General features: G+C 73.7%; 20 protein-coding genes. 6 read left to right on the top strand and 14 right to left on the bottom strand.

Annotated features, from left to right (window positions below):
- Positions 1 to 30 precede the first annotated feature (30 nt).
- The gene (locus N542_RS26245; protein ID WP_051551256.1) at positions 31 to 2,676 is read left to right on the top strand and encodes an exopolysaccharide biosynthesis polyprenyl glycosylphosphotransferase; all 2,646 of its coding nucleotides are present in this window, start codon (positions 31 to 33) and stop codon (positions 2,674 to 2,676) included.
- A 32-nt stretch (positions 2,677 to 2,708) separates the two neighbouring features.
- Here N542_RS26245 and N542_RS0100780 read toward each other — a convergent pair whose 3' ends face one another.
- On the bottom strand, positions 2,709 to 3,287 hold the full coding sequence (locus tag N542_RS0100780; RefSeq protein ID WP_028642302.1) for a sugar O-acetyltransferase: 579 nt from the start codon (positions 3,285 to 3,287) through the stop codon (positions 2,709 to 2,711).
- 68 nt (positions 3,288 to 3,355) lie between these two features.
- Between N542_RS0100780 and N542_RS0100785 the strand changes: the two genes are divergently transcribed.
- From N542_RS0100785 to N542_RS0100795, 3 genes are all read left to right on the top strand, one after another.
- Positions 3,356 to 3,817, top strand: coding sequence for a MerR family transcriptional regulator (locus N542_RS0100785; RefSeq protein ID WP_028642303.1), 462 nt, complete (start codon positions 3,356 to 3,358; stop codon positions 3,815 to 3,817).
- 50 nt (positions 3,818 to 3,867) lie between these two features.
- Positions 3,868 to 4,908: an NAD(P)-dependent alcohol dehydrogenase gene (locus N542_RS0100790; protein ID WP_028642304.1), complete on the top strand. Its 1,041-nt coding sequence runs from the start codon at positions 3,868 to 3,870 to the stop codon at positions 4,906 to 4,908.
- 125 nt (positions 4,909 to 5,033) lie between these two features.
- Entirely contained in the window at positions 5,034 to 6,104 is a 1,071-nt protein-coding gene (locus N542_RS0100795; RefSeq protein WP_028642305.1) for an NADH:flavin oxidoreductase/NADH oxidase, read from the top strand.
- Between the two features lie 65 nt (positions 6,105 to 6,169).
- Here N542_RS0100795 and N542_RS0100800 read toward each other — a convergent pair whose 3' ends face one another.
- The 8 genes from N542_RS0100800 to N542_RS0100835 are packed head-to-tail and all read right to left on the bottom strand — an operon-like array spanning position 6,170 to position 15,995.
- Complete coding sequence (locus tag N542_RS0100800; protein ID WP_197025818.1) at positions 6,170 to 7,438, bottom strand: Wzz/FepE/Etk N-terminal domain-containing protein; 1,269 nt, start codon at positions 7,436 to 7,438, stop codon at positions 6,170 to 6,172.
- Between the two features lie 44 nt (positions 7,439 to 7,482).
- A complete protein-coding gene (locus tag N542_RS0100805) occupies positions 7,483 to 8,568 on the bottom strand; it encodes a glycosyltransferase (RefSeq protein WP_028642307.1) in 1,086 nt (361 codons plus the stop codon).
- Positions 8,568 to 9,710, bottom strand: coding sequence for a glycosyltransferase family 4 protein (locus tag N542_RS26250; RefSeq protein ID WP_051551257.1), 1,143 nt, complete (start codon positions 9,708 to 9,710; stop codon positions 8,568 to 8,570). The genes N542_RS0100805 and N542_RS26250 overlap by 1 nt, the downstream gene beginning before the upstream one ends.
- The gene (locus N542_RS0100815; protein ID WP_028642308.1) at positions 9,707 to 11,005 is read right to left on the bottom strand and encodes an O-antigen ligase family protein; all 1,299 of its coding nucleotides are present in this window, start codon (positions 11,003 to 11,005) and stop codon (positions 9,707 to 9,709) included. The genes N542_RS26250 and N542_RS0100815 overlap by 4 nt, the downstream gene beginning before the upstream one ends.
- Entirely contained in the window at positions 10,999 to 11,805 is an 807-nt protein-coding gene (locus N542_RS27720) for a polysaccharide deacetylase family protein (RefSeq protein WP_051551258.1), read from the bottom strand. The genes N542_RS0100815 and N542_RS27720 overlap by 7 nt, the downstream gene beginning before the upstream one ends.
- An 8-nt stretch (positions 11,806 to 11,813) precedes the next feature.
- The gene (locus tag N542_RS0100825; RefSeq protein ID WP_028642309.1) at positions 11,814 to 14,645 is read right to left on the bottom strand and encodes an oligosaccharide flippase family protein; all 2,832 of its coding nucleotides are present in this window, start codon (positions 14,643 to 14,645) and stop codon (positions 11,814 to 11,816) included.
- A 10-nt stretch (positions 14,646 to 14,655) separates the two neighbouring features.
- Complete coding sequence (locus N542_RS0100830) at positions 14,656 to 15,396, bottom strand: hypothetical protein (RefSeq protein WP_028642310.1); 741 nt, start codon at positions 15,394 to 15,396, stop codon at positions 14,656 to 14,658.
- 8 nt (positions 15,397 to 15,404) lie between these two features.
- Entirely contained in the window at positions 15,405 to 15,995 is a 591-nt protein-coding gene (locus N542_RS0100835; protein WP_028642311.1) for a hypothetical protein, read from the bottom strand.
- 270 nt (positions 15,996 to 16,265) lie between these two features.
- On the opposite strand from N542_RS0100835, the gene N542_RS0100840 reads away from it, so the two are divergent.
- Complete coding sequence (locus N542_RS0100840) at positions 16,266 to 17,294, top strand: GNAT family N-acetyltransferase (protein ID WP_028642312.1); 1,029 nt, start codon at positions 16,266 to 16,268, stop codon at positions 17,292 to 17,294.
- Here the strand turns inward: N542_RS0100840 and N542_RS0100845 are convergent.
- The 5 genes from N542_RS0100845 to N542_RS22785 all read right to left on the bottom strand — a co-directional run bounded on the left by N542_RS0100845 (position 17,263) and on the right by N542_RS22785 (position 22,057).
- Positions 17,263 to 18,132, bottom strand: a complete 870-nt coding sequence (locus tag N542_RS0100845) for a JmjC domain-containing protein (protein ID WP_028642313.1) — start codon at positions 18,130 to 18,132, stop codon at positions 17,263 to 17,265. The genes N542_RS0100840 and N542_RS0100845 overlap by 32 nt on opposite strands.
- A gap of 87 nt (positions 18,133 to 18,219) precedes the next feature.
- Positions 18,220 to 19,026 carry an aminoglycoside phosphotransferase family protein gene (locus N542_RS0100850; protein ID WP_231482348.1) on the bottom strand — a complete coding sequence of 269 codons (807 nt, stop codon included), beginning with the start codon at positions 19,024 to 19,026 and terminating at the stop codon, positions 18,220 to 18,222.
- Positions 19,023 to 19,517 carry a GNAT family N-acetyltransferase gene (locus N542_RS22780; RefSeq protein WP_051551306.1) on the bottom strand — a complete coding sequence of 165 codons (495 nt, stop codon included), beginning with the start codon at positions 19,515 to 19,517 and terminating at the stop codon, positions 19,023 to 19,025. Before N542_RS22780 ends, N542_RS0100850 begins: the two co-directional genes overlap by 4 nt.
- 2 nt (positions 19,518 to 19,519) lie before the next feature.
- Positions 19,520 to 21,391 (bottom strand): translation elongation factor 4, encoded by a 1,872-nt coding sequence (lepA, locus tag N542_RS0100860; protein ID WP_036505904.1) that lies wholly within the window; start codon positions 21,389 to 21,391, stop codon positions 19,520 to 19,522.
- Between the two features lie 33 nt (positions 21,392 to 21,424).
- Positions 21,425 to 22,057 (bottom strand): TMEM175 family protein, encoded by a 633-nt coding sequence (locus tag N542_RS22785; protein ID WP_051551259.1) that lies wholly within the window; start codon positions 22,055 to 22,057, stop codon positions 21,425 to 21,427.
- Positions 22,058 to 22,108: 51 nt separating this feature from the next.
- Between N542_RS22785 and N542_RS0100870 the strand changes: the two genes are divergently transcribed.
- Positions 22,109 to 23,074 carry a phosphotransferase gene (locus tag N542_RS0100870; RefSeq protein WP_051551260.1) on the top strand — a complete coding sequence of 322 codons (966 nt, stop codon included), beginning with the start codon at positions 22,109 to 22,111 and terminating at the stop codon, positions 23,072 to 23,074.
- The last annotated feature ends 71 nt before the right edge of the window (positions 23,075 to 23,145 follow it).

Genomic DNA, 23,145 nt, shown 5'->3' on the forward strand with positions numbered 1-23,145 from the left:
CACATCGAGCTTTTCCGGGGGGACTAGCACGTGCGCGCAGGGATCATCGACGTACTTCCATGGCTCAAGAGCATCCGACCGGCGCTGACGCTGGTCGACCCCGTGGCGGTGGTCGCGGCCGCTCTCCTGGTGCGCGGATCCGTCAGTCCGGTCTCGACGGCTGCCGCCGCGCTGGCCGCGGTCCTGGTCTGCCGCGGCTCCGACCTGCACCGGTCGCGGCTCGTGCTCTCCGCGGTCGAGGACCTGCCACGCCTCGCCCTCGCCGCCGCCACCGCGGGGCTGACGGTCGCGGCGCTGACGTCGGCTGACCTCCGCTCGCTGCTGGTCTTCACCACCGCGGCGCTGCTGCTGCTCGTGGTGCTCCGCTCCGGCGTCTACGCGCTGGCGCACGCACGTCGACGCAGCGGCCGCAGCTCGCACCCGGTGATCGTGGTCGGCGCGGGTCCGGTCGGCCAGCGGCTGGTCACCACCTTCTTGCACCGCCCCGAGCTGGGTCTGCATCCGGTCGGCATCATCGACACCTCCTCCGACCTGACGTCCCGCGACCTGCCCGTGCCGCTGCTGGGCACCACCGCGGGCCTGGAGAACGCGATGCAGGACCTCGGCGTCGACGACGTCGTCTTCGCCTTCCCCGAGCCGCCCGACGACGAGCTGACCGCCGTCGTGCGCCGGTGCGTGCAGGCCGACCACCAGGTCTTCGTGGTGCCTCGCTTCTTCGAGATGATGGGCGTGGACCACCACCGCCGCACCGAGGTGATCGGCGACGTCGCCGTGATGCGGCTGCGTCGCTGGGGCCTGCAGCCCCACGCGATGCTGCTCAAGCGGACGGTCGACATCGTGCTGTCCGGCATCGCGCTGGTCCTGCTCACGCCGGTGCTGCTCGCCTGTGCCCTCGCCGTACGCGTGGAGACGGGACCGGGCGTGATCTTCAGGCAGACCCGGATCGGGCTCGGCGGCCGTCCGTTCGTGCTCTTCAAGTTCCGCTCGCTCAAGCCGCTGGACACCACCGAGAGCCAGACGCAGTGGTCGATCGACAACGACCACCGCGTCGGTCCGGTCGGCCGACTCCTCCGCCGCACGAGCCTCGACGAGCTGCCGCAGCTCGTCAACGTGCTGCGCGGCGACATGAGCCTGGTCGGCCCGCGTCCCGAACGGCCCTTCTTCGTGCGCGAGTTCTCCCGGGCCACGGTCCGGTACGACGAGCGCCACCGCGTGCAGACCGGTCTGACCGGATGGGCGCAGGTGCACGACCTGCGCGGCGACACCTCGATCGACGCCCGGGTGCGCTTCGACAACCACTACATCGAGAACTGGTCGCTCTGGACCGACCTCAAGATCATGGCCCGGACCGTGCTGGCGATCGTGCGGCACCAGCCGGACACCCGGGCGCCGATCCTGCACCGGCCCGAGGAGCCGACCGCTCCCCCGCCGTCGGCGCCGACCCGGGCCGTCGAGCCGGACGCCCCGCACGTGCTGCACGTGTCGATGCCGACGACCGAGGGGGTCGCCAACGTCCTGATGGGCTACGTCCGCGACCAGGTCGCCCGCGGCTGGAGCGTCACCGTCGCCTGCCCGTCCGCCGGCTGGCTGGGCGAGGCCGCCCGCGCCTCGGGGGCCGACGTGGTCCGCTGGGAGGCAACCCGCAGCCCCGGACCGGGCCTCGTGCGCGAGATCCGCCGGCTGCGCCGCATCGTCAACGACAGCCGCCCCGACGTCGTGCACCTCCACAGCGCGAAGGCCGGCATGGTCGGACGCCTGCTGCTGCGCGGCGTCGTACCGACCATCTTCCAGCCGCACGCCTGGTCGTTCCAGGCCGTGTCCGGACCGATGAGGCGGGCGACGACCGCGTGGGAGCGGTTCGCCCAGCGGTGGACCACCGAGCTCGTCTGCGTGAGCCGCAGCGAGCGCGCGGTCGCCGAGTCGGTGGGGATCTCCACCGCCACCACGATCTCGCCCAACGGCGTCGACCTCGACCGGTTCGACCCGGACGCCCGGCTCGAGCGCACCCACGCGCGCCGGCGGCTCGGCCTCACCGACGTGCCGACGGTCGTCTGCGTGGGGCGGCTCGCGGAGCAGAAGGGCCAGCAGGACCTGCTCGACGCCTGGGACGGCGTCCGCGACCGGGTGCCCGACGCCCACCTGGTGCTCGTCGGCGACGGTCCGGACCGGCACGTCCTCGAGGCGCGTACGGCGGAGCTGCCGGACGTCGACCTGGTCGGCGTCCGCTCCGACGTCGACACCTGGCTCGCCGCCGCCGACGTGATCGCCGTCCCGTCGCACTGGGAGGGCATGGCCGTGGCCCCGCTGGAGGCGATGGCCTCGGGCCGCAGCGTCGTCGCGACCGACGTCGAGGGCATGGCGGAGTCCGTGCCGCGCGGTGGCGGCCTGATCGTCGAGATCGGTGACGTCGACGCCCTCGCCGACGGCATCGCCGACCGGCTCCTCGACCCGGGCCTCGCCGACCGCGAGGGCGCCGTCGGCCAGCGACACGTCACCGCGCACCACGACGCGAACGCCTCGGCCCGCGACGTCGCCCGGCTCACGCTGCGTCAGTACCACCGCGGACGCGGCACGGCCGACGTGCTCATGGCCCTCGAGCCGATGCCCCTCACCCAGCCCCGCCGGCGCCGCGGCGGTGCCTCGGCCGTCGCCGTGCCCGCGGACCGCGAGCACTGACCCGGCCGCCGACGCGGGCGCCGCGGCCCCGCTCAGGAGGCCTCGAAGCCCGTCATCCGGACGAGCCTCGCCGGGACGCCGGCGACGACCGCGTTCGCCGGGACGTCCTTGGTCACCACGGCACCCGCGCCGACGATGGCTCCGTCGCCGATCCGCACCCCCGGCACCACGGTCACCGAGGCGCCCAGCCAGACCTTGCGGCCGATGACGACCGGCGCCGGCAGCAGGTCGCCGCGTCGGTCGGGGTCGACGCCGTGGTTGAGCGTCGTCAGCGTGCTGCCGTGGCCGATCAGGGTGCCGTCGCCGATCGTGATGCCGCCGGTGTCCTGGAAGCGGCACCCCATGTTGATGAAGACGTCCTTGCCCAGGCGCAGGTTGCGGCCGAACTCGCAGTAGAACGGTGGGAAGAGCGCGACCGTCTCGTCCACCGGCCGGCCGGTCAGCTCGGACAGCAGCGCCCGGAGCTCCTCGGGCGTGCGGTAGCCGGTGTTGATCTCGGCGACGGTCCGCAGCGCGTCCTGCGCCGCGCCGTGCATGAACCGGTGATGGGCCGAGCCGGCCTCGACCAGCGCCCCGCGGTCCACGTGGGCGAGGAATTCCTGCAGCTCCATGCCCCCGATCCTGCCACCGCGCCGCGGAGCTTTGACTTCGAGTACTCGAAGTTCCTAGCGTGGACGGAGTGAGCATCCAGGCCGCCCGGCGCACGTACACGATCAAGGAGACGGCCGCCCTGACCGGACTCCCGGCGAGCACCCTGCGCTACTACGAGTCGATCGGGATCATCGCCCCAGTCAGCCGTGGCGCCAGCAGCAGGCACCGGGTGTACGACGAAGGCGACCTCGACCGGGTCATGTGGATCGCCTGCCTCGCCGCCACCGGGATGTCGGTCGGCGACATGAAGAGGTACGTCGCCAACGGCGAGCTCGGACCCGCGGCGGCACGCGCCCAGGTCGAGCTCCTCACCGCCCAGCAGCGCCGGCTCGAGATCGAGGCCGAGCACATCGCGCTGCGTCAGCGCTACGTGGCGCTCAAGATCGACTACTGGCGCGCGACCGACGCGGGCGACGAGTCCCGCGCCGAGCAGCTCTCCGACGAGGCCCTCCGGCTCGCCCGCGACCTCAAGCGAGCCGGCAGGCCCTGACCACCACCTCCAGCAGCCCACACCACCCGACCCATCAGAGGAAGACACCCATGCGCGTCAACGCCTACGCGGCCCCAGCAGCCGGCCAGCCCCTTGCCCCGACCACCATCGAGCGCCGAGACGTCGGACCCGACGACGTCCTGATCGAGATCCAGTACGCCGGCATCTGCCACTCCGACATCCACACCGTCAACGGCGACTGGGGACCCCAGCCGTTCCCGGTCGTGCCGGGGCACGAGATCGTCGGCACGGTCGTCGAGGTCGGCTCCGCCGTCACCCGGCACCGGGTCGGCGCCCGCGTCGGGGTGGGCTGCATGGTCAACTCCTGCGGCGAGTGCGTGAACTGCACGAACGGCGACGAGCAGTACTGCCTCGAGGGCATGGTCGGCACCTACGCCGGCACCGACCGCGACGGCACCACCACCCAGGGTGGCTACTCCACCCACGTGGTCGTCGATGCCGACTACGTGCTCTCCGTGCCCGACGGTCTCGACCCCGCCGCCGCCGCACCCCTGCTGTGCGCCGGCATCACGACGTACTCGCCGCTGCGCCGCTGGGGCGCCGGCCCGGGCAAGAAGGTCGCGATCGTCGGCCTCGGCGGGCTCGGCCACATGGGCGTCAAGATCGCCCACGCACTCGGCGCGGAGGTCACCGTGCTCTCGCAGTCGCTGAAGAAGCAGGAGGACGGCCTGCGGCTCGGCGCCGACCACTACTTCGCCACCAACGACTCCGGCACCTTCGAGCAGCTCGCCGGCTCCTTCGACCTCGTCATCAACACCGTCAGCGCCCACCTCGACGTCGACGCCTACCTCGGCCTGCTCGCCGTCGACGGGACGCTGGTCAACGTCGGGGCGCCGCCCGAGCCGCTCAGCGTGAACGTCTTCTCCCTCATCAACTCCCGGCGCTCCTTCGCCGGCTCGATGATCGGCGGGATCGCCCAGACCCAGGAGATGCTCGACTTCTGCGCCGAGCACCACATCGGCTCGGAGGTCGAGGTCATCACCGCCGACCGGATCAACGAGGCGTACGAGCGCGTGCTCGCCTCCGACGTCCGCTACCGCTTCGTCATCGACGTCAGCAGCATCGGCTGACGGCACCGGAGCCGCACCCACCCACGCCCGGGCGCGGACACGGTGGTGAGGAGGGAATCCGCAGCGTCCTCGGCGGGTTGGCCCCCGTGGGCACGTCCGTCCCGACCGATCCAGGAGGCAGCACCGTGAGCCAGCTCTTCACCCCCATCACCCTGCGCGACGTCACCGTCCGCAACCGGGCGTGGGTGGCGCCGATGTGCCAGTACTCGGCGGTCGACGGGCTCCCGAACGACTGGCACCTGGTGCACCTCGGGTCGTTCGCCCGGGGTGGTGCCGGGCTCGTCTTCACCGAGGCGACCGCCGTGGTGCCCGAGGGGCGGATCTCGCCGGAGGACACCGGCCTCTGGAACGACGAGCAGCAGGCGGCCTGGGCGCGGATCGTGGACTTCGTGCACGCCCAAGGCGCGACGGCGGGGATCCAGCTCGCCCACGCCGGCCGCAAGGCCTCGACGTACTCCGGTCTCACCGTCGAGCGCGGTCCCGTCGCGGACGCCGACGGCGGCTGGCAGCCCGTCGCTCCGTCGGCGGAGCCCTTCCCGCGGCTGCGCGAGGACCCGGCCGCGCTGGACGCCGCCGGCATCGCCGACGTCGTGGCCGCCTTCGGCGACGCGGCCGCTCGCGCCGTCGCCGCCGGCTTCGACGTCCTGGAGGTGCACGCGGCCCACGGCTACCTGCTCCACGAGTTCCTCTCCCCGCTGTCCAACCACCGCGAGGACGAGTACGGCTGCTCCTTCGACAACCGGGTCCGGCTGGTGCTCGACGTGGTCCGCGAGATCCGCGGCCGCGTCGCCGACGGGGTGCCCGTCGTCGTGCGGCTGTCGGCGACCGACTGGGCCGACGGCGGCTGGACGGGCGACGACACGGTGCGGCTCGCCGGCCTGCTCCGCGACGCGGGGGTCGATCTCGTCGACACCTCCACCGGTGGCAACGTGCTCGCCGACATCCCCGTCGGGCCCGGCTTCCAGGTGCCCTTCGCCCGACGCATCCGCACCGAGGCCGGCATCGCGTCGGGGGCCGTCGGGCTCATCACCGAGCCCAAGCAGGCCGAGGACGTGCTGGCCGAGGGCTCGGCCGACGTCGTGCTGCTGGGCCGTGAGCTGCTGCGCGAGCCGCACTGGCCGCTGCGCGCGGCGTACGAGCTGGGCGAGTCCGACCCCCAGCTCTGGCCCGCGCAGTACCGACGCGCCCAGCGCTAGCCGAGGCCCGCCCGCCGGCGTCCACCCGTGGACAGGCCACCGCCGGCGGGCCTGCGACGGCGGCCTCAGGCGCGCGCGGGCATCCGCTCGACCCGCCTGCCGACGAGCACGACCCCCAGCAGCCGGACGCCCACGGCCCGGATCCGGGTGGCGTGGCGGCGCAGCTCCGAGGCGGTGACGCCGTGCTCGGGGACCGCCAGGACGAGCGAGCCGCCGGCGGCCATGATCCGGGCGTCCTCGCAGGCCGCGAGCGACGGGGCGAGCACGACGACGATGTCGAAGCGGTCGGTCGCCTCACGCATGGCGGCCGCGAACCGGGTCTCGAGCAGCGTCTCGGCCGACGCACCGCCCCACTCCCCCGACGGGAGCACGGTGAGGTTGTCCACCGGGCCGGGGCTGAGGGCGTCGCCGAGGTCCGCGCCGGTGAGGACGTCGTACAGGCCGAGGGTGTCGGGGGCGGCGATCGGGCTGCTCTCCTGGTCACCGACGCGGCCGTCGACGAGCAGCACCCGGCGATGGACGTTGGCGAGGGAGACCGCGACGTTCGCGCCCAGCCAGACGCTGACCTCACCGTCGGTGATGCCGGCGACGACGACCAGGCTCACCGGGTCGCTGCTGGCCTCGGCCTCGAGACCGATCCGCAGCTTGCGGAAGACGTCGGCGGCCGAGGTGCCGGGGTAGAGCGCGGGCAGGGTCGTGGGGTCCTTCGGCGGCGCCAGGGCGGCGAGCACCGGGGCGCCGACCAGGTGCTCGACCTCGGCACCGTGGAAGCCGGCCGTACGACGCTCGCGCAGCAGCGCGCCGCAGATCGCGAGGATCACCGCCAGCACGGCAGCGACACCGAGGCCCAGCAGCAGGTTGGGGCTGGACGCCGAGGTCGCCGGCCGCGCCGGGTCGCTCGTCGTGTAGACCAGTGCGCCGTTGCTCAGGTCGTAGAGCGGGAGCACCTCGGCGACCGTGTTGGCGATGTCGGCCGCCACGTCCGGGTCGGCGTCCGAGACGCTGATCTGGACCAGGACCGTGCCCTGCACCCAGCCCCCGTCGATCTCGTCGCGCAGCTGGTCGACGCTGCGGGACCGCTCCAGCCGCTGGGAGACGTCGTCGAGCACGTCCTGGGAGCCGGCCACCTCGCCCATGCTGCTGCGCAGGGCGTCGAGGTCCTCGAGCGGCTGGGTGGCCCCCGGCGCCGCGCCGACCGAGATGGTCGCGCTGGCGTCGTAGGTCTTGGGCGCGAGCCACAGGCCCACCCCGGCCGCCCCCATCGTCACCAGGATGATCGCCGCGACCAAGGTCTTGTGTCGCGACACTGCTCGTACGACGTGCTCCGCTTCCATTCTCCCCCACCTACTCATGCTGTTGTCTCACGTGCCGTCACGCTTCAGGAAGGTCGCGAGCGTGCCTCCAGGGCTCGTCCGTAGACCTCGAGGTAGTCGGACTGCATCCGGGCGGACGAGAACCTCTCCCGCACCAGTAACGGGCCGGCCGTCGTCAGGTCACGGCGCCGTCGCGGGTCGTCCAGCAGCCGTCGTACGCCGTCCGCGAGCGCGTCGGCGCGACCCGGCGTCACCAGCTCGACGGCGTGCGGGCCGAGCACCGGGATGCCGCCGACGGCGCTCGCGACCACCGGCACCCCGGCGGCCAGCGCCTCCAGGACCGCCATCGGCAGGCCCTCGCGATCACTGGGCAGCACCAGCAGGTCGACCGCGCCCAGCAGCCGCCCGACGTCACGGCGCTCGCCGAGGAACCGCACCCGGTCGCCCAGGGTGGCGGCTCGGCGGACGAGCGCCTCGCGGTCCGGGCCGTCCCCGGCCACCAGCAGGGTCGCGTCGGGCACGTCGGCCCAGGCGTCGAGCAGCAGGTCGATCCGCTTCGGGGTCGCCAGCCGCGCCACGCACAGCACGACCGGCGCGGCCGACGCGAGCCCGAGCTCACCGCGGACCTCGTCGCGCAGGTCGGGCTCGGCGACGGGGGCGGGTACGGCGTTCGCCACGACCCGCAGCCGGGCCGGGTCGAGGCCGCCCACCACCAGACGCTCGGCGACGTCGTCGGAGACCGCGACCACCACGTCGCTGACCCCGAGCACCCGGGCCGCCCGGGTGTAGTCGCCGTCGGCCAGGCCGTGCACGGTCGTGACCAGCGGGGGCCGCGAGCGTCGGCCGGCCCGGGTGCCGAGATGCGCGGCCACGCTGGCGCGCACGTTGTGGGCGTGCACCAGGTCGACCGGGCGGGCCGCGGTCTCGCGGCGCAGCCGGGCGACCGCGCAGCCGAGGCTCGCGGGTCCACTCGCACGCAGCGGGACGGCGAGGGTCGCGACCCCCGCGGCCTCGAGGGCCTCGACGCGCCACCCCCCGCTGCTGGCGACGCAGGCCTCCTGACCGGTCGCGACCAGGTGGCCGGCGAGGTCGGCGACCACGGTCTCGGCCCCACCGGACCCCATCTCCGCGATCACCGTCAGCGCGCGCATCACGCACCACCCCGGCTCGCGGCATAGCTGGCCAGCAGGCCGTCGAGGCAGTGGTCGAGCGTGTACGAGTCCAGGACCCGCTGCCGGGCGCTGGCGCCGAGGCGCGCACGCAGGTGCGGGTCGGCCGAGAGCCGCCGCAGCGCAGCCGCCAGGGCAGCGGCGTCGCCGGCGGGACACAGCAGTCCGTCGACGCCGTCGCGGACCACCTCCGGCACCCCGCCGACCGTGGTCGCCACGACCGGCAGGCCGGCGGCCATCGCCTCGAGCAGCGACAGCGGACAGTTCTCGGCGTCGGAGGTGAGGACGTAGACGTCGGCGCGAGCGAGCAGCCCGGACGGGTCGTCGACCCAGCCCGCGAGCTCGACGCGACCGGCGAGGTCCGGCTCGGCGGCCCGCCGCCCGACCTCGTCGCGCAGCGGCCCGTCGCCCGCGACGAGCAGGCGCAGGCCCGGCGCCGCGGCGACGGCGTCGAGCAGCAGGTCGACCCGCTTCACCGGGGCGAGCACCCCGACCCAGATCGCCACCGGGTCGCCGGTGGCGACGCGAGGCGCCTCGTGGTGGGCGGCGGCGACGCCGTTGGGCACCACGTCGACGATCTCCGGACGCAGACCGACGTGGTCCACGGCGTACGCCGCCACCGCGCGGCTCGGCACCACGACCCGACCGCCGCCCCAGCGGGTGATCGCGCGCTCCCCGGTCAGGTAGTACCACCCGTCGCGGCGGCGACGCTGCGCCGCGCGCGCGTTGCCGGCGACCAGGTCCGAGAGACCGTCGGCGACGCCGTGCAACGTGTAGACGACACCGGTCGACCCCTCGCGCCCGCGCAGCACGGGCGCGATCGCCCGACCGAGCCACCCGGCCCGCCGGTCCTGCAGGTGGACGACGTCGGGCCGCAGCGCCCGCAGCAGCCGGGCGCTGGCGAGCCCGCCCCGGAGGTCCCGCTTGGAGACCATCGGCACGTCGTGCCAGGTGACCCCGGCACCCGACGCCTCCTCGGTGCGCGACGTGCGCGGACCCACGACGTGGCTGTCGTGACCGCGCGCCGCCAGCCCGATCGCGACGTCGACGGCGTGCTCCACCGGACCACCCACGGTCTGGGTGGTGACCTGGACGATCCGCTGCCCGGTCGTGGCGGTGCTCATGCGGTGTCCTTCGCGGCGCTGACGCCGACGGCCATCGCGCACAGGAGCCACATCGGCAGGTAGTACTGCTCGGTCACGAAGGTGGCCGCGGCCGCCGTGCCGACGAGTCCGGCGCAGACCGCCGCCGCCACCGGGTCGCCGCCACGCCGCCAGCTCGACCAGGCCTGGGCGAAGGCGACGCCGAGCAGCGCGACGAACGCGAGCAGGCCGAGGAGCCCGAGCTCGCTCGACAGCTCGAGCCAGGTGTTGTGGGCGACGTCGAGCGGATGGTTGACGTCGTCGGGCAGCGCGCTGAGGAACTCGTGGTGGTAGAGCGCGAAGGAGCCGGGTCCCATCCCGAGCAGCGGGTGGTGCACGGTCATGTCGGCGGCGGCGGTCCAGAGCTGGAGTCGCTCGGAGACGTTCTGCTGGGCGACGAAGTCCTTCTGGTGCAGGCTCGTCGCCACCAGACCGGGGAAGACCAGGGCGACCAGACCCACCGCGGCGCCGACCGCCAGCCCGAGGGTGACCGCCCCGCGCAGCCGCACCATGCCGGAGACCACGGCGACCACCGCCATCGCGGCCAGACCGACCAGGGCACCGCGCGACAGGGTGCCGAGGATGGCGACCAGCACCACCACGGTCGCGAGGTCCCACGGCCACCGGCGCCTCGTCGTACGCCGGACCGCGAGCCCGAGCGCGACGGCCGGGACCAGGAAGAACGCGAAGTCGTTGGGGTCGCCGATCGGTCCGCCGACGCGACGGTCCGCTCCGAGCGCGAACGTGAGGAGACCGCACGCAGCGGCGAGCGCCGAGGCGACGACGTAGACCTGGGCGACGCGCTCGACGCGCAGACCGCCCCGGACCGCGTCGGCGAGCACGAAGAGCGCCCCGAGGAAGCCGGCGTACCGCAGCAGGACGGCGAGCCCGGCCGAGCCGTTGTTGTGCACCGCCGTCGCCAGCAGGAGCACCACGACGAACGCCATGGCCGCCATCAGGACCGGGCTGCGCGGCCCGTCGTGCAGGCGGCCGCGGCAGCGGCGGACCGCCCAGGCGAGCACGAGCAGGACGGCGAGCACCTTGACGACGCTCGGGCCGGCACGGGTCGCGTAGTCCTCGAAGAGCGACACGGCGACCAGGGCCAGCGCGACCCACTCGAGCCGCAGGACCACGGCGGCGACGACCACGAGCACGCCGACCCCCGCGACCACGGGCAGCGGGGCCAGGCCGGCGAGCACCCCGAAGAGGGCAGCGGCCGCCAGGGGCAGCGCGACCGTCCAGCGCTGCGGTCGTGCGAGCACCGCTGCGCTCACCATGCCGGCCCCCCGCGCCGACGCCAGGAGTCGAGCGGGCGCAGCATCGTGTAAGCGCCGTCGAGCAGCAGGCGCAGGTCCTCGGGCTCGGTCGGCACGAAGGCGCGGCGCAGCGAGAGGTGCGGCGTACGACGGGTGTTGAGCCCGCGGTCGACGGTGATCGCGATGTCGTAGCCGGCGTCGGCGGCAGCGGCACGCACGGCGGGGCTCCACCCACCGGTCGGGTAGGCCAGCGAGGTGACCGGGCGGCCCAGCAGCTCCTCGAGCGCGACCCGCGAGTCGACGAGCTCGCGCTTGAGCTCGTCGGGGGTGAGCCGAGGGAGCCACGGGTGCGACACCGTGTGCGAGCCGAGGTCGAGCCCGCTGGCGGCGGCCGCGACCAGCTCCTCCGGCCGCGCCAGCCGCAGCCGGTCGTGCTCGGGCTCGTGCCGGTCCCAGGCGAAGCGCAGGTCGGTGGTCAGGCTGTCCGAGACCACGAAGAGCGTGGTCGGCAGGCCGCGCTCGCGCAGGATCGGCCAGGCCGTCTCGACGACGCTGGCGTAGCCGTCGTCGAAGGTCAGCGCGACGGCCCGGTCCGGCAGCGTGCCGGCCTCGAGCGCCGCGACGGCCGCGTCGAGCGGCAGCACGGTGGCGCCCCACTCGTCGAGGGTGTCGAGGTGGCGCTGGAAGTCGTCGACCCCGGTCGAGAGACCGTCCGACTGCCCGTCCACCCGGTGCCAGCCGATGATCGTGAGCCCGCGCGCCGCCGAGATCCGACGCGTGGCCCGCGCGAGTGGACGCGCGGCGGTCCCGACAGCGCGCACCCCGCCTCTCACGACGTCCTCCGCACGAGCCGACCGGCCTCGCGCAGGTGGTCGCGGTCCAGCACCCACACGGTCGCGGCGTACGCGACGACGCCCAGCGTCCCGACGACGAGCAGGCCCGCCAACGACGGCTCGGTGAGCCCGACGAGGTGGCGCACGACGAGCACGACGGTCGCCATCGCCGCGACCCCGACCGCGGCCGGCCTCAGGGAGAGGACCAGCCGACGGAGCGAGAAGCCCGTGACGTGGAGCCGCGCCAGGGTGAGGGCGACCAGCGCTACCACCGTCGCCACGAGCACCTGGCCGACCGCGACGGCCGTGATCCCGTGCCGGGCGAGCAGGAGCAGCGCACCGAAGAGCAGCACCAGGTGGCACAGCCGCAGCCCCATCGAGATCGCGGGGCGCCCGGCGGCGTTGAGCGACGTCTGCACCAGCTGGCCGACGCTGAGCAGCCCGGCGTACGCCGCGAGCCAGGCGACCACCGGGACGCCCGGCGACCACTTGTCGCCGAGCAGCACGAGGTCGTCGGCGAAGAGCGCGATGCCCAGGCAGATCGGGGCGACCACGGTCAGGGCCGCGGTCATCACCGTGACGGCGGCCCGCCCGAGCTCGGCCCCGCGTTGGCGGCAGAGGTAGGGGAAGGCCGCACCTGACATCACCACCACGACCATCAGATAGGGCATGAACGCCAGCCGGAAGGCCAACGAGTACTGGCCGAGCGCCTCGCCACCGAGCACGCGGGACACGATCAGGTAGTCGATGTTGAGCTGGACCAGCTCGAGGAGGTTGGCTCCGGCGTAGGGACCGCCGTACGACAGCAGGCCGCGGGCGTCCTCGCGGTGCCAGCCCGGGAGCACCGGCGGGTGCACGACCCAGGCGAGCACCATCGTCAGGCTGGCCTGGACGATCTGGCCGACCACCAGGGCCATCACCCCGTGACCGTGCATGACCAGCGCGATCGCGACGACCGCACCGACGACGGACGAGGTGGTGTCCGGGATGATCCGGCGCACGAACGCCAGCCGGCGGCGCAGCAGCTCGTTGGTCACCGCGGCGACCGCAAGGAACGGCAGGGTCACGGTCAATCCGCGGATCACGGCGGCGCCGCCGTCCGCCGCGTGGAAGGCTGCGGCCAGCGACGGAGCGGCGACCCAGAGGACCGCGGCGATCGCCGCGCCCATGGCCACACCCACTGTCACGGCGGTGCGCGCGGCGCGGAGCACGTCGCCGCGCCAGTAGACGAGCGCGCTGGCCGTGCCGAGGCTGGTCACGACCGCCGAGACGTTCGCGACCAGGGTGCCGAGGGCGACGACGCCGAGGGCCGAGGGGGCGAGCAGGGCGGCCAGCGTCAGCAGCACGACGGTCTGCGAGGTCTTGACGACGATCCCGTTGGTGGCCAGCCACAGCGCGCCGCGCGCCGTCCGGGCCGCCTCGGCGCTGGGCTGGGTCGGCTCGGGCGTCGGGGCGTCCGCCACCGCGGCGACGTGGCGGTCGAGCAGCTCCTGGCCGAGGTCGTGCAGCGACCGGTTCCGCAGGTGGAGCACGACCGCCGCGACGGCCAGCGCGCGGCGCTCGGGACGGGACCACGCCGACCACGGGCGGCCGCCGACCGGGGTGTCCCCCAGCCCCAGCGGCTCGTCGACCAGCCGCAGCAGCGACTCGCTGACCAGGTCGTCGGAGCCGGCGGTCGCCCGCAGCGCGTGCAGCAGCAGGGCGTCCAGGCCGAGCGGCGCGTCGTCGCTGGCGTTGTCCCAGTCGATGACGGTGGTCACGTCGTCGTCGAGCAGCACGTTGCCCGGCCACAGGTCGCCGTGGCACCAACCGGTGGGGACGGCGCCGTCCAGGATCTCGAGCTCCGACGCCCACCGCTCACGCACCTCGGGCGGTACGACGTGGGCGCGGTCGCACCAGCGCGCCGACCATCCGGCGTCGGTCCGACCGGTGACGTGTCCCGCGAGCACCTCGGTCAGGTCACCGGCGACCTCCCACTGCCGCGAGGTCCGCGGCCACGGCCAGGTCAGCGGGCGGCGCCGACGAGGGGTCCACTCGGTCGCGACCCACGGTCGGCCGGCGGTCCGCCCCTCGGCGACCACCACCGGCAGGAAGGCCCGCGCGTCCGGCACGTCCCTCAGCACCCGGGCGGCGAGGTCGACCTCCCGGTCGGGGTCCGTCAGCGACAGCCGCACGGCCAGGTCGCTCTCGGCGGTCCGCACGCGCAGCACCGAGTGCCCGGCCGTGATGACCCCGACCAGCTCACCGTCGAGCCCGGTGGCGCGGGCCAGGTCGGCCACGACGGCGTCCGCCAGGGTCGGCCGGTCCCCGCTCACCCGCAGTCGCGGCACCGCCGCACCGCGACCGACCGACAGCCCGAGCCGTCGGCGCAGCCAGGGCACCGGACCAGTGGGCATGTGCACCGGCCAGCTCCGGCGCCAGACGAGCTCCGGGGCCTCGGCGCTCGGGTAGAGCAGGTGCGGGCCGTCGTCGCCGAGCAGGGCCACGACGCCGTCCGCCGAGACCAGCGCCGAGGCGGCAGCCACGTCGTACCGTCGCCCGTCGACGACGACGAGGTCGGCGGTGCCGGGTGCGATCGGCAGCCGGGTCCCGTCCCAGCGCACGACGCGTGCTGGGTCCGGCCAGCCCCCGGTGCGGGCGCCGTCGGTGAGCACCAGGGCGCCCGGGTACGCCGACTGCAGGTGCGGCGCGAGGTCGTCGCACAGCGCCAGGACGACGGGACCCCGGACCTCCGCGGGCAGCAGCACGGCGAAGGCCGCGAGGCGGTCGCCGACGGTCCAGTGCGGCGCCTGGACGCGCTCGTCCGAGGTGATCGAGGCAGCACTCATCGAGACGACGTCAGCCCTTCCGGGCCGGACCGGCGCACGTGGTCGGCGTCGTGTCGGGGTCGTCGGCGAGCGGGTGGATGACCACGCGGGAGGCCGTGGTGCCGGCCGGCACCGGGTGCAGCAGCTGCATCCGGATCTCGTGCCTGCCGCGGGAGAAGCAGGACCACCGTCCCGCCACGACGGCGAGGAAGTCGCCGTCCGGTCCGGTCAGGAGGGCCTGCACGCTGGCCTGGGCCACCATCGGCCCGCTGTTGCGCACGTCGGCGACGACGACGGTGCCGCGGCCAGTGGCCCGGAGGCGCACCGGGCGCGCCGTGAGGGAGTTGCGCGGCGCGTCGGCCACCGGGGTCCACGAGACGTTGCGGTAGCTGACGTCGACCCGGCTGATCGTGCTCGCGGCGGCGCCGATGTCGACGTAAAAGCCGAACTCCTGACCCGGCGGCAGGTCGACCACCGGGCAGCACTCGTCGCCGGCGCCCCCCAGCGACGTCGCGACCAGCACGTCGTCGTCGTCCCGCGCCTCGATCACGGCCTCGGCGCCGCGCAGGGTGCGGCCGGTGGTGTTCTTGACGACCACGGACAGCATGCCGTCGACGACGCCCCAGCCTCGCGTGACGAGGATCGGGCGCGCCGCAGCGGTGCTCGGCGAGGCCGAGGCCGTGGTGTCGCCGCTGGTCCGCGACGTCGAGCTCGAGCAGCCGGCAGCGGCGAGCGCGAGGACGAGCAGCCCGACCAGCGCGCTCGTGCGCACGGGCCGCATCAGGCGTGCGAGGCGCGGAAGAGCCAGCCGAGCGGACGCGCCTCCGGGTCTGGGGCGGTCGTGCTCTGCCCACCCTCGGGGACCACGTCGTCCCCCACCGTCACGACGTCCACCGCGGTGGCCGACGGCTCGGGCGCGGTGTCCGTTGCGATGTCCGGCGTGGTGTCCGGCGTGGTGTCCGGGGTGCTCGCGAGCTGGAGCACGGCCACCTTCGCGCGGGTGCTGCCGTCGACCGGGCCGGTCCTCAGCTGCTCGAGCGAGCCGACCACCTCGGTCACGGTGGCGATCGCGTCCTGGAGGTTCGGGGTCAGCTGGCGCAGCCCGTCCTCGGCCTGCTGCAGCATGCCGGCGGACCTCGCACGCAGGTCCTCGGCGTCGAACCACGCCTGGGCGAGGATCTCGTCCGCGCGCTCCGTGGCCTCGGCGGTCAGCCGCGCGGCCTCGGCGCGGGCCTCGGTGAGCACGTCCGCCGCCACGGCCTCGGCGTCGGCGACGATGACGCCGGCGTCGGCGGCAGCGGATCCGCGGAGCCTGCTGGCCTCCGCGAGCATCTCCTCCGCCTCGCGCTGGGCACCGAGGCGGGCGCGCATGGCGTGGGCCCGGTCCGTCGCACTCGGTCCACCTGCTGCGGCCGCTGTCACCGACGCGGCCCTCGATGACGGTGCTGATACGTCCTTGGGCATGCCTGACTTCCCCCTGTGATCATCACGGATTCGGTCGACACGCCCGCGTGGGCCCCGAGAGGAGGCGACGCGAATACCTAACGGACGCTCCGTGCCCGTTGGCGGTGCCGCTCAAACGCCGCCGGCCCCCGGTGGACGCCGACCGTCCACTCCGTGGACGTGACCTAGGGTGCGTGCGTGCCGGCCCCGGGATCGCTCCGCGTCAGAGCCCAGTCCCGGCTGGGCCGCCACCAGGCCGCCTGGGACGCGCTGGGCACCCGCCAGCCGATCCCGACGCCCTTCCAGCGCTCGTGGTGGCTCGAGGGCGTGGGTCCGACGGACACGACGTACCTGCTCGTGCTCGACGACGACCGGCTCGTCGGCGGGATCGCCCTGCGAGAGGCTCGGCTCGCCGGCGTACGCCGTCTGGTCGCTCCCGGGCCGCTCGTGCTGTGTCCCGACCACCTCGACCTGATGGCGCAGCCCGGCGCCGAGGGCGAGGTGGTGGCCGCCGTGGCGCACTGGCTGGGCCGACCCGGACAGCGGCTGCTCGACGTGCGGGGCCTGGTCGCCGACTCGCTGCTCGCCCGGGCCGCCGGCACCGCGGCCGCGCCCGCCGACGTCGCGCCGTACGAGCCGCTGCCCGCGCCGCCCGAGGACTTCCTCTCGGGTCGCTCGTCCAACTTCCGGCGGAGCGTGCGCCGAAGCACCAGACGCCTTGCAGGCTTGGGCTTCGAGCATCGACGCGTCACCGCCGAAGGCCTGCCGGAGGCCGTCGCTTCCTTCCGCTCGCTGCAGGACGACCGCGACGGACGTGGCCCCCTCGTGGCCGCGCTGCCCACGCTCGCGCGCGCGCTGACCGCTGGAGTGGCGGCCGGCGAGGCTCGCGTCGACGTGCTGGCCTCGGACGACGAGGTCATCGCCGCGTCCTTCGCATTCGTGGTGGCGGGCCGGCTCAGCCTCTACCAGGTGGCGCGCTCGCTGGAGGCGGAGCACGACGGCGCCGGCACCGCCCTGCTGGCCGCGGTGATCGAGGACGCCGTGGCCGCCGGGTGTGTCGAGGTCGACCTGCTGCGAGGCGGGGAGGGCTACAAGTCGTCGTTCGCCGACGCCACCCGCCAGGTCATGCGGCTGCGCGCCGCCCGCGGAGGCGTGGCGCGGGCGCAGCTCAGCGCCGAGGACGCGGCCCGGCGGGTCAGTGCGAGGCTGAGGTCTCGGGTCCCGTGACCCGGCGCTTGACCGCTCCGTAGGCGCGCATGAACGCGACCTTCGCCCGGTCGCGCCCGGGGGCGTCGCCGTAGACCCTCGGGTCCATGCCGACCCGTCGCACCTTCTCGTTGAAGGCCTGGACCATCGACTCGTCGGCGTTGTCGCGGTTGAAGAAGGTGATGGTCAGCGAGAGTGACGTGTCGTCGCCGTTCGTGAGCCAGTGGGGCGTGTACGGCGGGATGTAGGCGCCGCGACCCGGACCGAGCTCGATCTCGTCGACCTGCTCCGGCAGGGTGTCGAGGCGACCGAAGGAGCCGTTCCAGTAGCGGTGGACCTCGCGCTCGCGCTGCTCGCGGTCGGCGAACCTGCCGAAGCCGAGCGTCCGGCGCCCCTCGAGCTGGAGCAGGAAGCTGTGCTCGATGTCGAAGTGCGCGGCGGTCACCGATCCCGGCGAGCTCGCGAAGACGAAGCCCATCCGGCGCTTCATGGTCGCCGGATCGATGCCGGCGTCCGCCGCCATCCCCTCGAGCAGCTGGTCGACCAGCGCGCGGTAGGGCTCCGACTGCTCGATGTTGAGCAGGGTGAACCACGAGTCGTTGGCGGCCAGGGCGCGGATCTGGTCGGAGACCCTGACCACCTCGAGGGTCGTGCCGGCGCCCGCGTCCGCGGAGACCAACGGCTTCGAGGCCCTCTCGGCCGAGACCGAGTCGGCACCGAGCTCGTCCCCGAGCCGGGCGATCTCGTCGAGCGAGAAGCGCGGGTCGCCGGCGAGGCCGTGGGTGAACGGCACCTGCTGACGCTGGGCGAGTGCGGACTGGAACGACCGATCGACGGCCGGCCACGGCGTGTGCTTCATGGGTCCCCCGGTTGAATGACGCGTGCCGAGTCACGCCATGCTGTGAGGGGACCTTCCCGTTCCGCGCCGCGGTTGAAACCTGGTGCGTCAGTCCTGGACGGCCTTCGCGATGGCGATGCACCGGGTGAGATCGGCGTCCGAGGGCCCACGCGGCCCCTGGAGGGCGTGGAGGACGTGCACCACTGTCCGCACGACCACCCAGTCACGCGCCCTCCGCTCGTCCAGCCCGGCGACGTCGACGAGGGTGTGGAAGCGCAGCCGGACCCCATCGCGGATGCTGCGGGGCCCGCCGACGAGCTCGTCCCAGCGGTGCCAGAGCATCGGGGCGACCTCGTAGTGCGGGTCGCCGTTGAGGGGCCTGGGGGCGATCGCCAGCCAGGGCTCGCGGTCACCGGCGAGCACGTGGGCGTAGTGCAGGTCGGTGTGGATGGTCCGGCCGGTGCTGGCGTCGTCGCGGCTGAGGTCGCGACCCAGCGAGGCGGCCTGCTCGACCAGCCGGCGCGGGAGCGGCGCGTCGCGCGGGAGGTCGTCGAGCTCGCGGACCCAGCCCTCGGCGTACGACGTGAGCGTGCGCAGCTGCGGGATGGCCGGGACGTGCAGCCGGGCGTAGAGCCCGCCGACGACCTCGCACGCCTCGACGTCCCACAGCTCTCCGAGGTCCTCGGGATGCAGGCGCTCGAGGAGCAGCGCCGAGCGGTGCGGGTCGGCGCGCAGCAGCTGCACGGCACCACGGCCGTGCCAGTGCTGCAGGGCGAGGTGGGCGTACTCGGCGGCGCCGACCCTGAGCACCGCCGGCCGGCCGCTGGACGTCCGGACGGGCACGACCTCGGTGGGCTCACCGTCGGGCGTCAGCTGCCACTCCTCGAGCAGCGCGCGCACCACGGCGGCGCTCACGTGGTCCGGATCCAGTGGTCCGGTGCGACGTCGGGCCGGCCGGGCACGGGCTCCTCGGTCTCGACCCAGCCGTCGCCGTACGCCTCGGTGAAGACGGTGCGCCAGAACCGCCCGGCGACCGGGTTGCCGTCCTGGAACGCCACGCACCACCGGCCGGGGTGCTGCGCGAGCACGTGCGCGGCCAGCCGCCGTCCGGTGCCACCACGACGAGCCGCCGGTACGACGAAGAACTCCGCCATCGCCTGCTCGAGCGTGCCGATGCCGGAGACCAGCGCGAACGCGACGGGTGCCGCCTCACCGGTGTTGGGGTGCGGCGACCAGGCCAACCAGCCCTCGCGGTCGGGGCCGGGGTAGTCGGCCAGCCGGTCATGCCGGTAGCGGCCGTCGGCGTACGGGAACCCGTCGACGACCGGCGCGAGGTCGTTGCGGAAGGCCTGCCACAGCCAGGCCACGATGTCCCACTGGTCGTCACCGACCCGAGCGAAGCGCACCACTACTTCTTGGACTTCTCCGAGGGCTGCGTGGTGGAGAGCGCGGCGATGAAGGCCTCGGGCGGGACCTCCACGGTGCCGATGTTCTTCATCCGCTTCTTGCCGGCCTTCTGCTTCTCCAGCAGCTTGCGCTTGCGGGTGATGTCGCCGCCGTAGCACTTGGCCAGCACGTCCTTGCGGATCGCGCGGATGTTCTCCCGGGCGATCACGCGGGCACCGATCGCGGCCTGGATCGGCACCTCGAACTGCTGGCGCGGGATCAGGTCCTTGAGCTTGCTGGCCATCATCACGCCGTAGGAGTACGCCGCGTCCTTGTGCACGATCGCGGAGAACGCGTCGACGGGCTCGCCCTGGAGCAGGATGTCGACCTTGACCAGCTCGGCGGCCTGGTCGCCGGAGCGCTCGTAGTCGAGCGAGGCGTAGCCCTTGGTGCGCGACTTCAGCTGGTCGAAGAAGTCGAAGACGATCTCGCCCATCGGCAGCGTGTAGCGCATCTCGACGCGGTCCTCGGACAGGTAGTCCATGCCCTGCAGGTTGCCGCGCTTGGTCTGGCAGAGCTCCATGATCGTGCCGATGTAGTCGCTCGGGCTCAGGATCGTGGCGCGGACGACGGGCTCGCGGACCTCGGCGATCTTGCCCTCGGGGTACTCGCTCGGGTTGGTGACGACCAGCGTCGCGCCGTCGTCCATGACCACGTCGTAGACCACGTTGGGCGCGGTGGAGATCAGGTCGAGGTTGAACTCGCGCTCGAGGCGGTCGCGGGTGATCTCCATGTGCAGCAGACCGAGGAAGCCGATCCGGAAGCCGAAGCCCAGCGCACCGGAGGTCTCCGGCTCGAAGGTCAGCGCCGCGTCGTTGAGCTGCAGCCGCTCCAGGGCGTCGCGCAGCGTCGGGTAGTCGTCGCCGTCGATCGGGTAGAGCCCGGAGTAGACCATCGGGTTCGGGTGCTTGTAGCCGCCCAGGGCGTCGGTCGCGCCGTTGTGCTGGCTGGTGACGGTGTCGCCGACGCGGGACTGGCGGACGTCCTTCACGCCGGTGATCAGGTAGCCGACCTCGCCGACGCCGAGGTCGCCGGCCTTGACCGGCTCCGGGCTGATCACGCCCACCTCGAGCATCTCGTGCACGGCACCGGTGGACATCATCTTGATCCGGTCGCGGTGGCTGAGCTTGCCGTCGATGACCCGGACGTAGGTGACCACGCCCCGGTAGGTGTCGTAGACGGAGTCGAAGATCAGTGCGCGCGGGGCGGCGTCGGCGTCGCCGACGGGAGCCGGGGTCTGCAGCACGATCTCGTTGAGCAGGCCCTCGACGCCCTCACCGGTCTTGGCGCTGACCCGCAGCACGTCGGCGGGGTCGCAGCCGACCAGGCCGGCGAGCTCCGCGGCGTACTTCTCCGGGTTCGCGCCGGGCAGGTCGATCTTGTTGAGCACGGGGATGATGTGGAGGTCGGCGCCCATCGCGAGGTAGAGGTTCGCGAGCGTCTGCGCCTCGATGCCCTGGGCGGCGTCGACCAGGAGCACGGCCGCCTCGCAGGCCTCGAGGGAGCGGGACACCTCGTAGGTGAAGTCGACGTGACCGGGGGTGTCGATCATGTTGAGCACGTAGGTGCCGGCGTCGGCGCCCTCGGCGTTGCCGTCGGGCACCGTCCACGGCATCCGCACGGCCTGGCTCTTGATCGTGATGCCGCGCTCGCGCTCGATGTCCATCCGGTCGAGGTACTGCGCCCGGGCCGCCCGCGCGTCGACGACACCGGTCAGCCGAAGCATCTGGTCGGCGAGCGTGGACTTGCCGTGGTCGATGTGCGCGATGATGCAGAAGTTGCGGATGATCGCGGGGTCGGTCTGACCGGGCAGGGGTGCAGCAGCGTTGGGCACAGACGTCTCTCGGGTCACGTACGGGGGGCGTCCTCATTCTCCCACACGCGAGGGCCGCGGACCGCGTCCGCGCAGCCGCCGCCATCCGTTCGCCGCCGGGGTGGCGACGAGCAGCAGCAGCAGCGGGAAGTAGCTGGCGGCGGGTACGGCGACGGAGATGGCGAGGGCCGCGAGCAGCAGGACGACGTTCGTCACGCCGGCGACCGGGTCGGCGTCGTCGGCTCCGTCGGTCAGCTCCGGGTGCAGGACCAGGAACGCCTCCAGCACGGTCAGGACGGCCGTGGAGACGACCATCGAGCCGAGGTAGAGGACCTTGGTCAGCGCGCTGCTGCCCGACGTGGCGACCAGGGCGGTGGGGAACGGCAGGAAGACGATCGTGAGCACCCAGACCATCAGCAGCTGGGCCACCCGGCGGTGGTAGCGGATGACGTGGCGCACCGACTCGTGCTGGACGAACCACAGCCGGGCGATCACCACGAAGCTGAGCAGGAACGCCCAGATCTGCGTCTGGTGCTCGCGCAGGAGGTCCGCCACGGTGTCGAACTCCTCGACGTCGGCAGTCAGCTCGACCAGCGGGAGCACCAGCAACGTGATGGCGATCGCCACGATCGCATCGATGAACGTGATGAAGCGCTCGAGGTCGCGCTCCCGATCGGTGTCCGGCACGGTGGCAGCCTAGTGACGACTCGAGTGACGGCTGTGGTGAAGGATTGGCGCATGCCCGACGTACGACTCCCGACGACCATCCCGCACGGCAGGACGGCGCGACGCCTCGAGTGGTCCCACCTGCCACCACCGCTGCGCGCTCTCGTGGAGCGCCGGTGCGGCTCGCCGGTGGTCGAGGCGGTCTCGCAGGGCTCGGGCTTCACCCCCGGGTTCGCCTCCGTGCTCGTCTGCGAGGACGGCTCGCGGCACTTCGTGAAGGCCGCCTCGCTGAAGGCGCAGCGGATGTTCGCCGAGGCCTACCGCGAGGAGGCCCGCAAGCTCGCCGCCCTGCCCGCCGACGCCCCGGCCGCCGCCCTGCTGTGGACGCACGACGCCGACGACTGGGTCGTGCTGGGCATCGAGCACGTCGAGGCACGGGCGCCTCGGCGACCCTGGCGCGCCGCCGAGCTGGACCTGTGCGTGGCGATGACCGAGCGGCTGGCGGGCGTGCTCACTCCCCCGCCCGACGAGCTCACGACGGAGTCGTTCGTGGCCGAGTTCGCCTCCTGGCCGGCGTACTGGGAGACGCTGCGCGCCGCTCCGCCCGACCTGCCCGGGCTCGTCGAGCACCTGGACGAGGCCGCCGCGCTGGCCGGCCGGTTCGCCGACGTCACGGACGGCACCACGTTGGTGCACACCGACATCCGCGACGACAACCTGCTGCTCGCGACCGACGGACGGGTGCTGCTCTGCGACTGGAACTGGCCGGTGGTCGGCGCCGCCTGGCTGGACACCGTGCTGCTCATGATCGGGCCTCGCGGCGACGGACTGGACGTCGACGCCGTGCTGGCGTCCTCGGCGCTGACCCGCGACGTGCCGGCGGAGTCGGTCGACGTCCTGATCGCGCTGGTCACGGCGTACTTCCTGGTGTCCGCGGCCCAGCCGGTGCCGCCCACCTCGCCGTACATCCGCGACGCGCAGCGGTGGCAGGGCGAGGTCTGCTGGCGGTGGCTCGGCGAGCGCCGCGGCTGGTCCTGAGGCCGGCCCCGGCGGTTTTGGTGCATCCGAGCGCCGCTGCTAGCCTTGTCCGTCGCGTCACGTGTGGATCC

The sequence above is a fragment of the Nocardioides sp. URHA0020 genome (assembly GCF_000620705.1).
Classification (GTDB): domain Bacteria; phylum Actinomycetota; class Actinomycetes; order Propionibacteriales; family Nocardioidaceae; genus Nocardioides.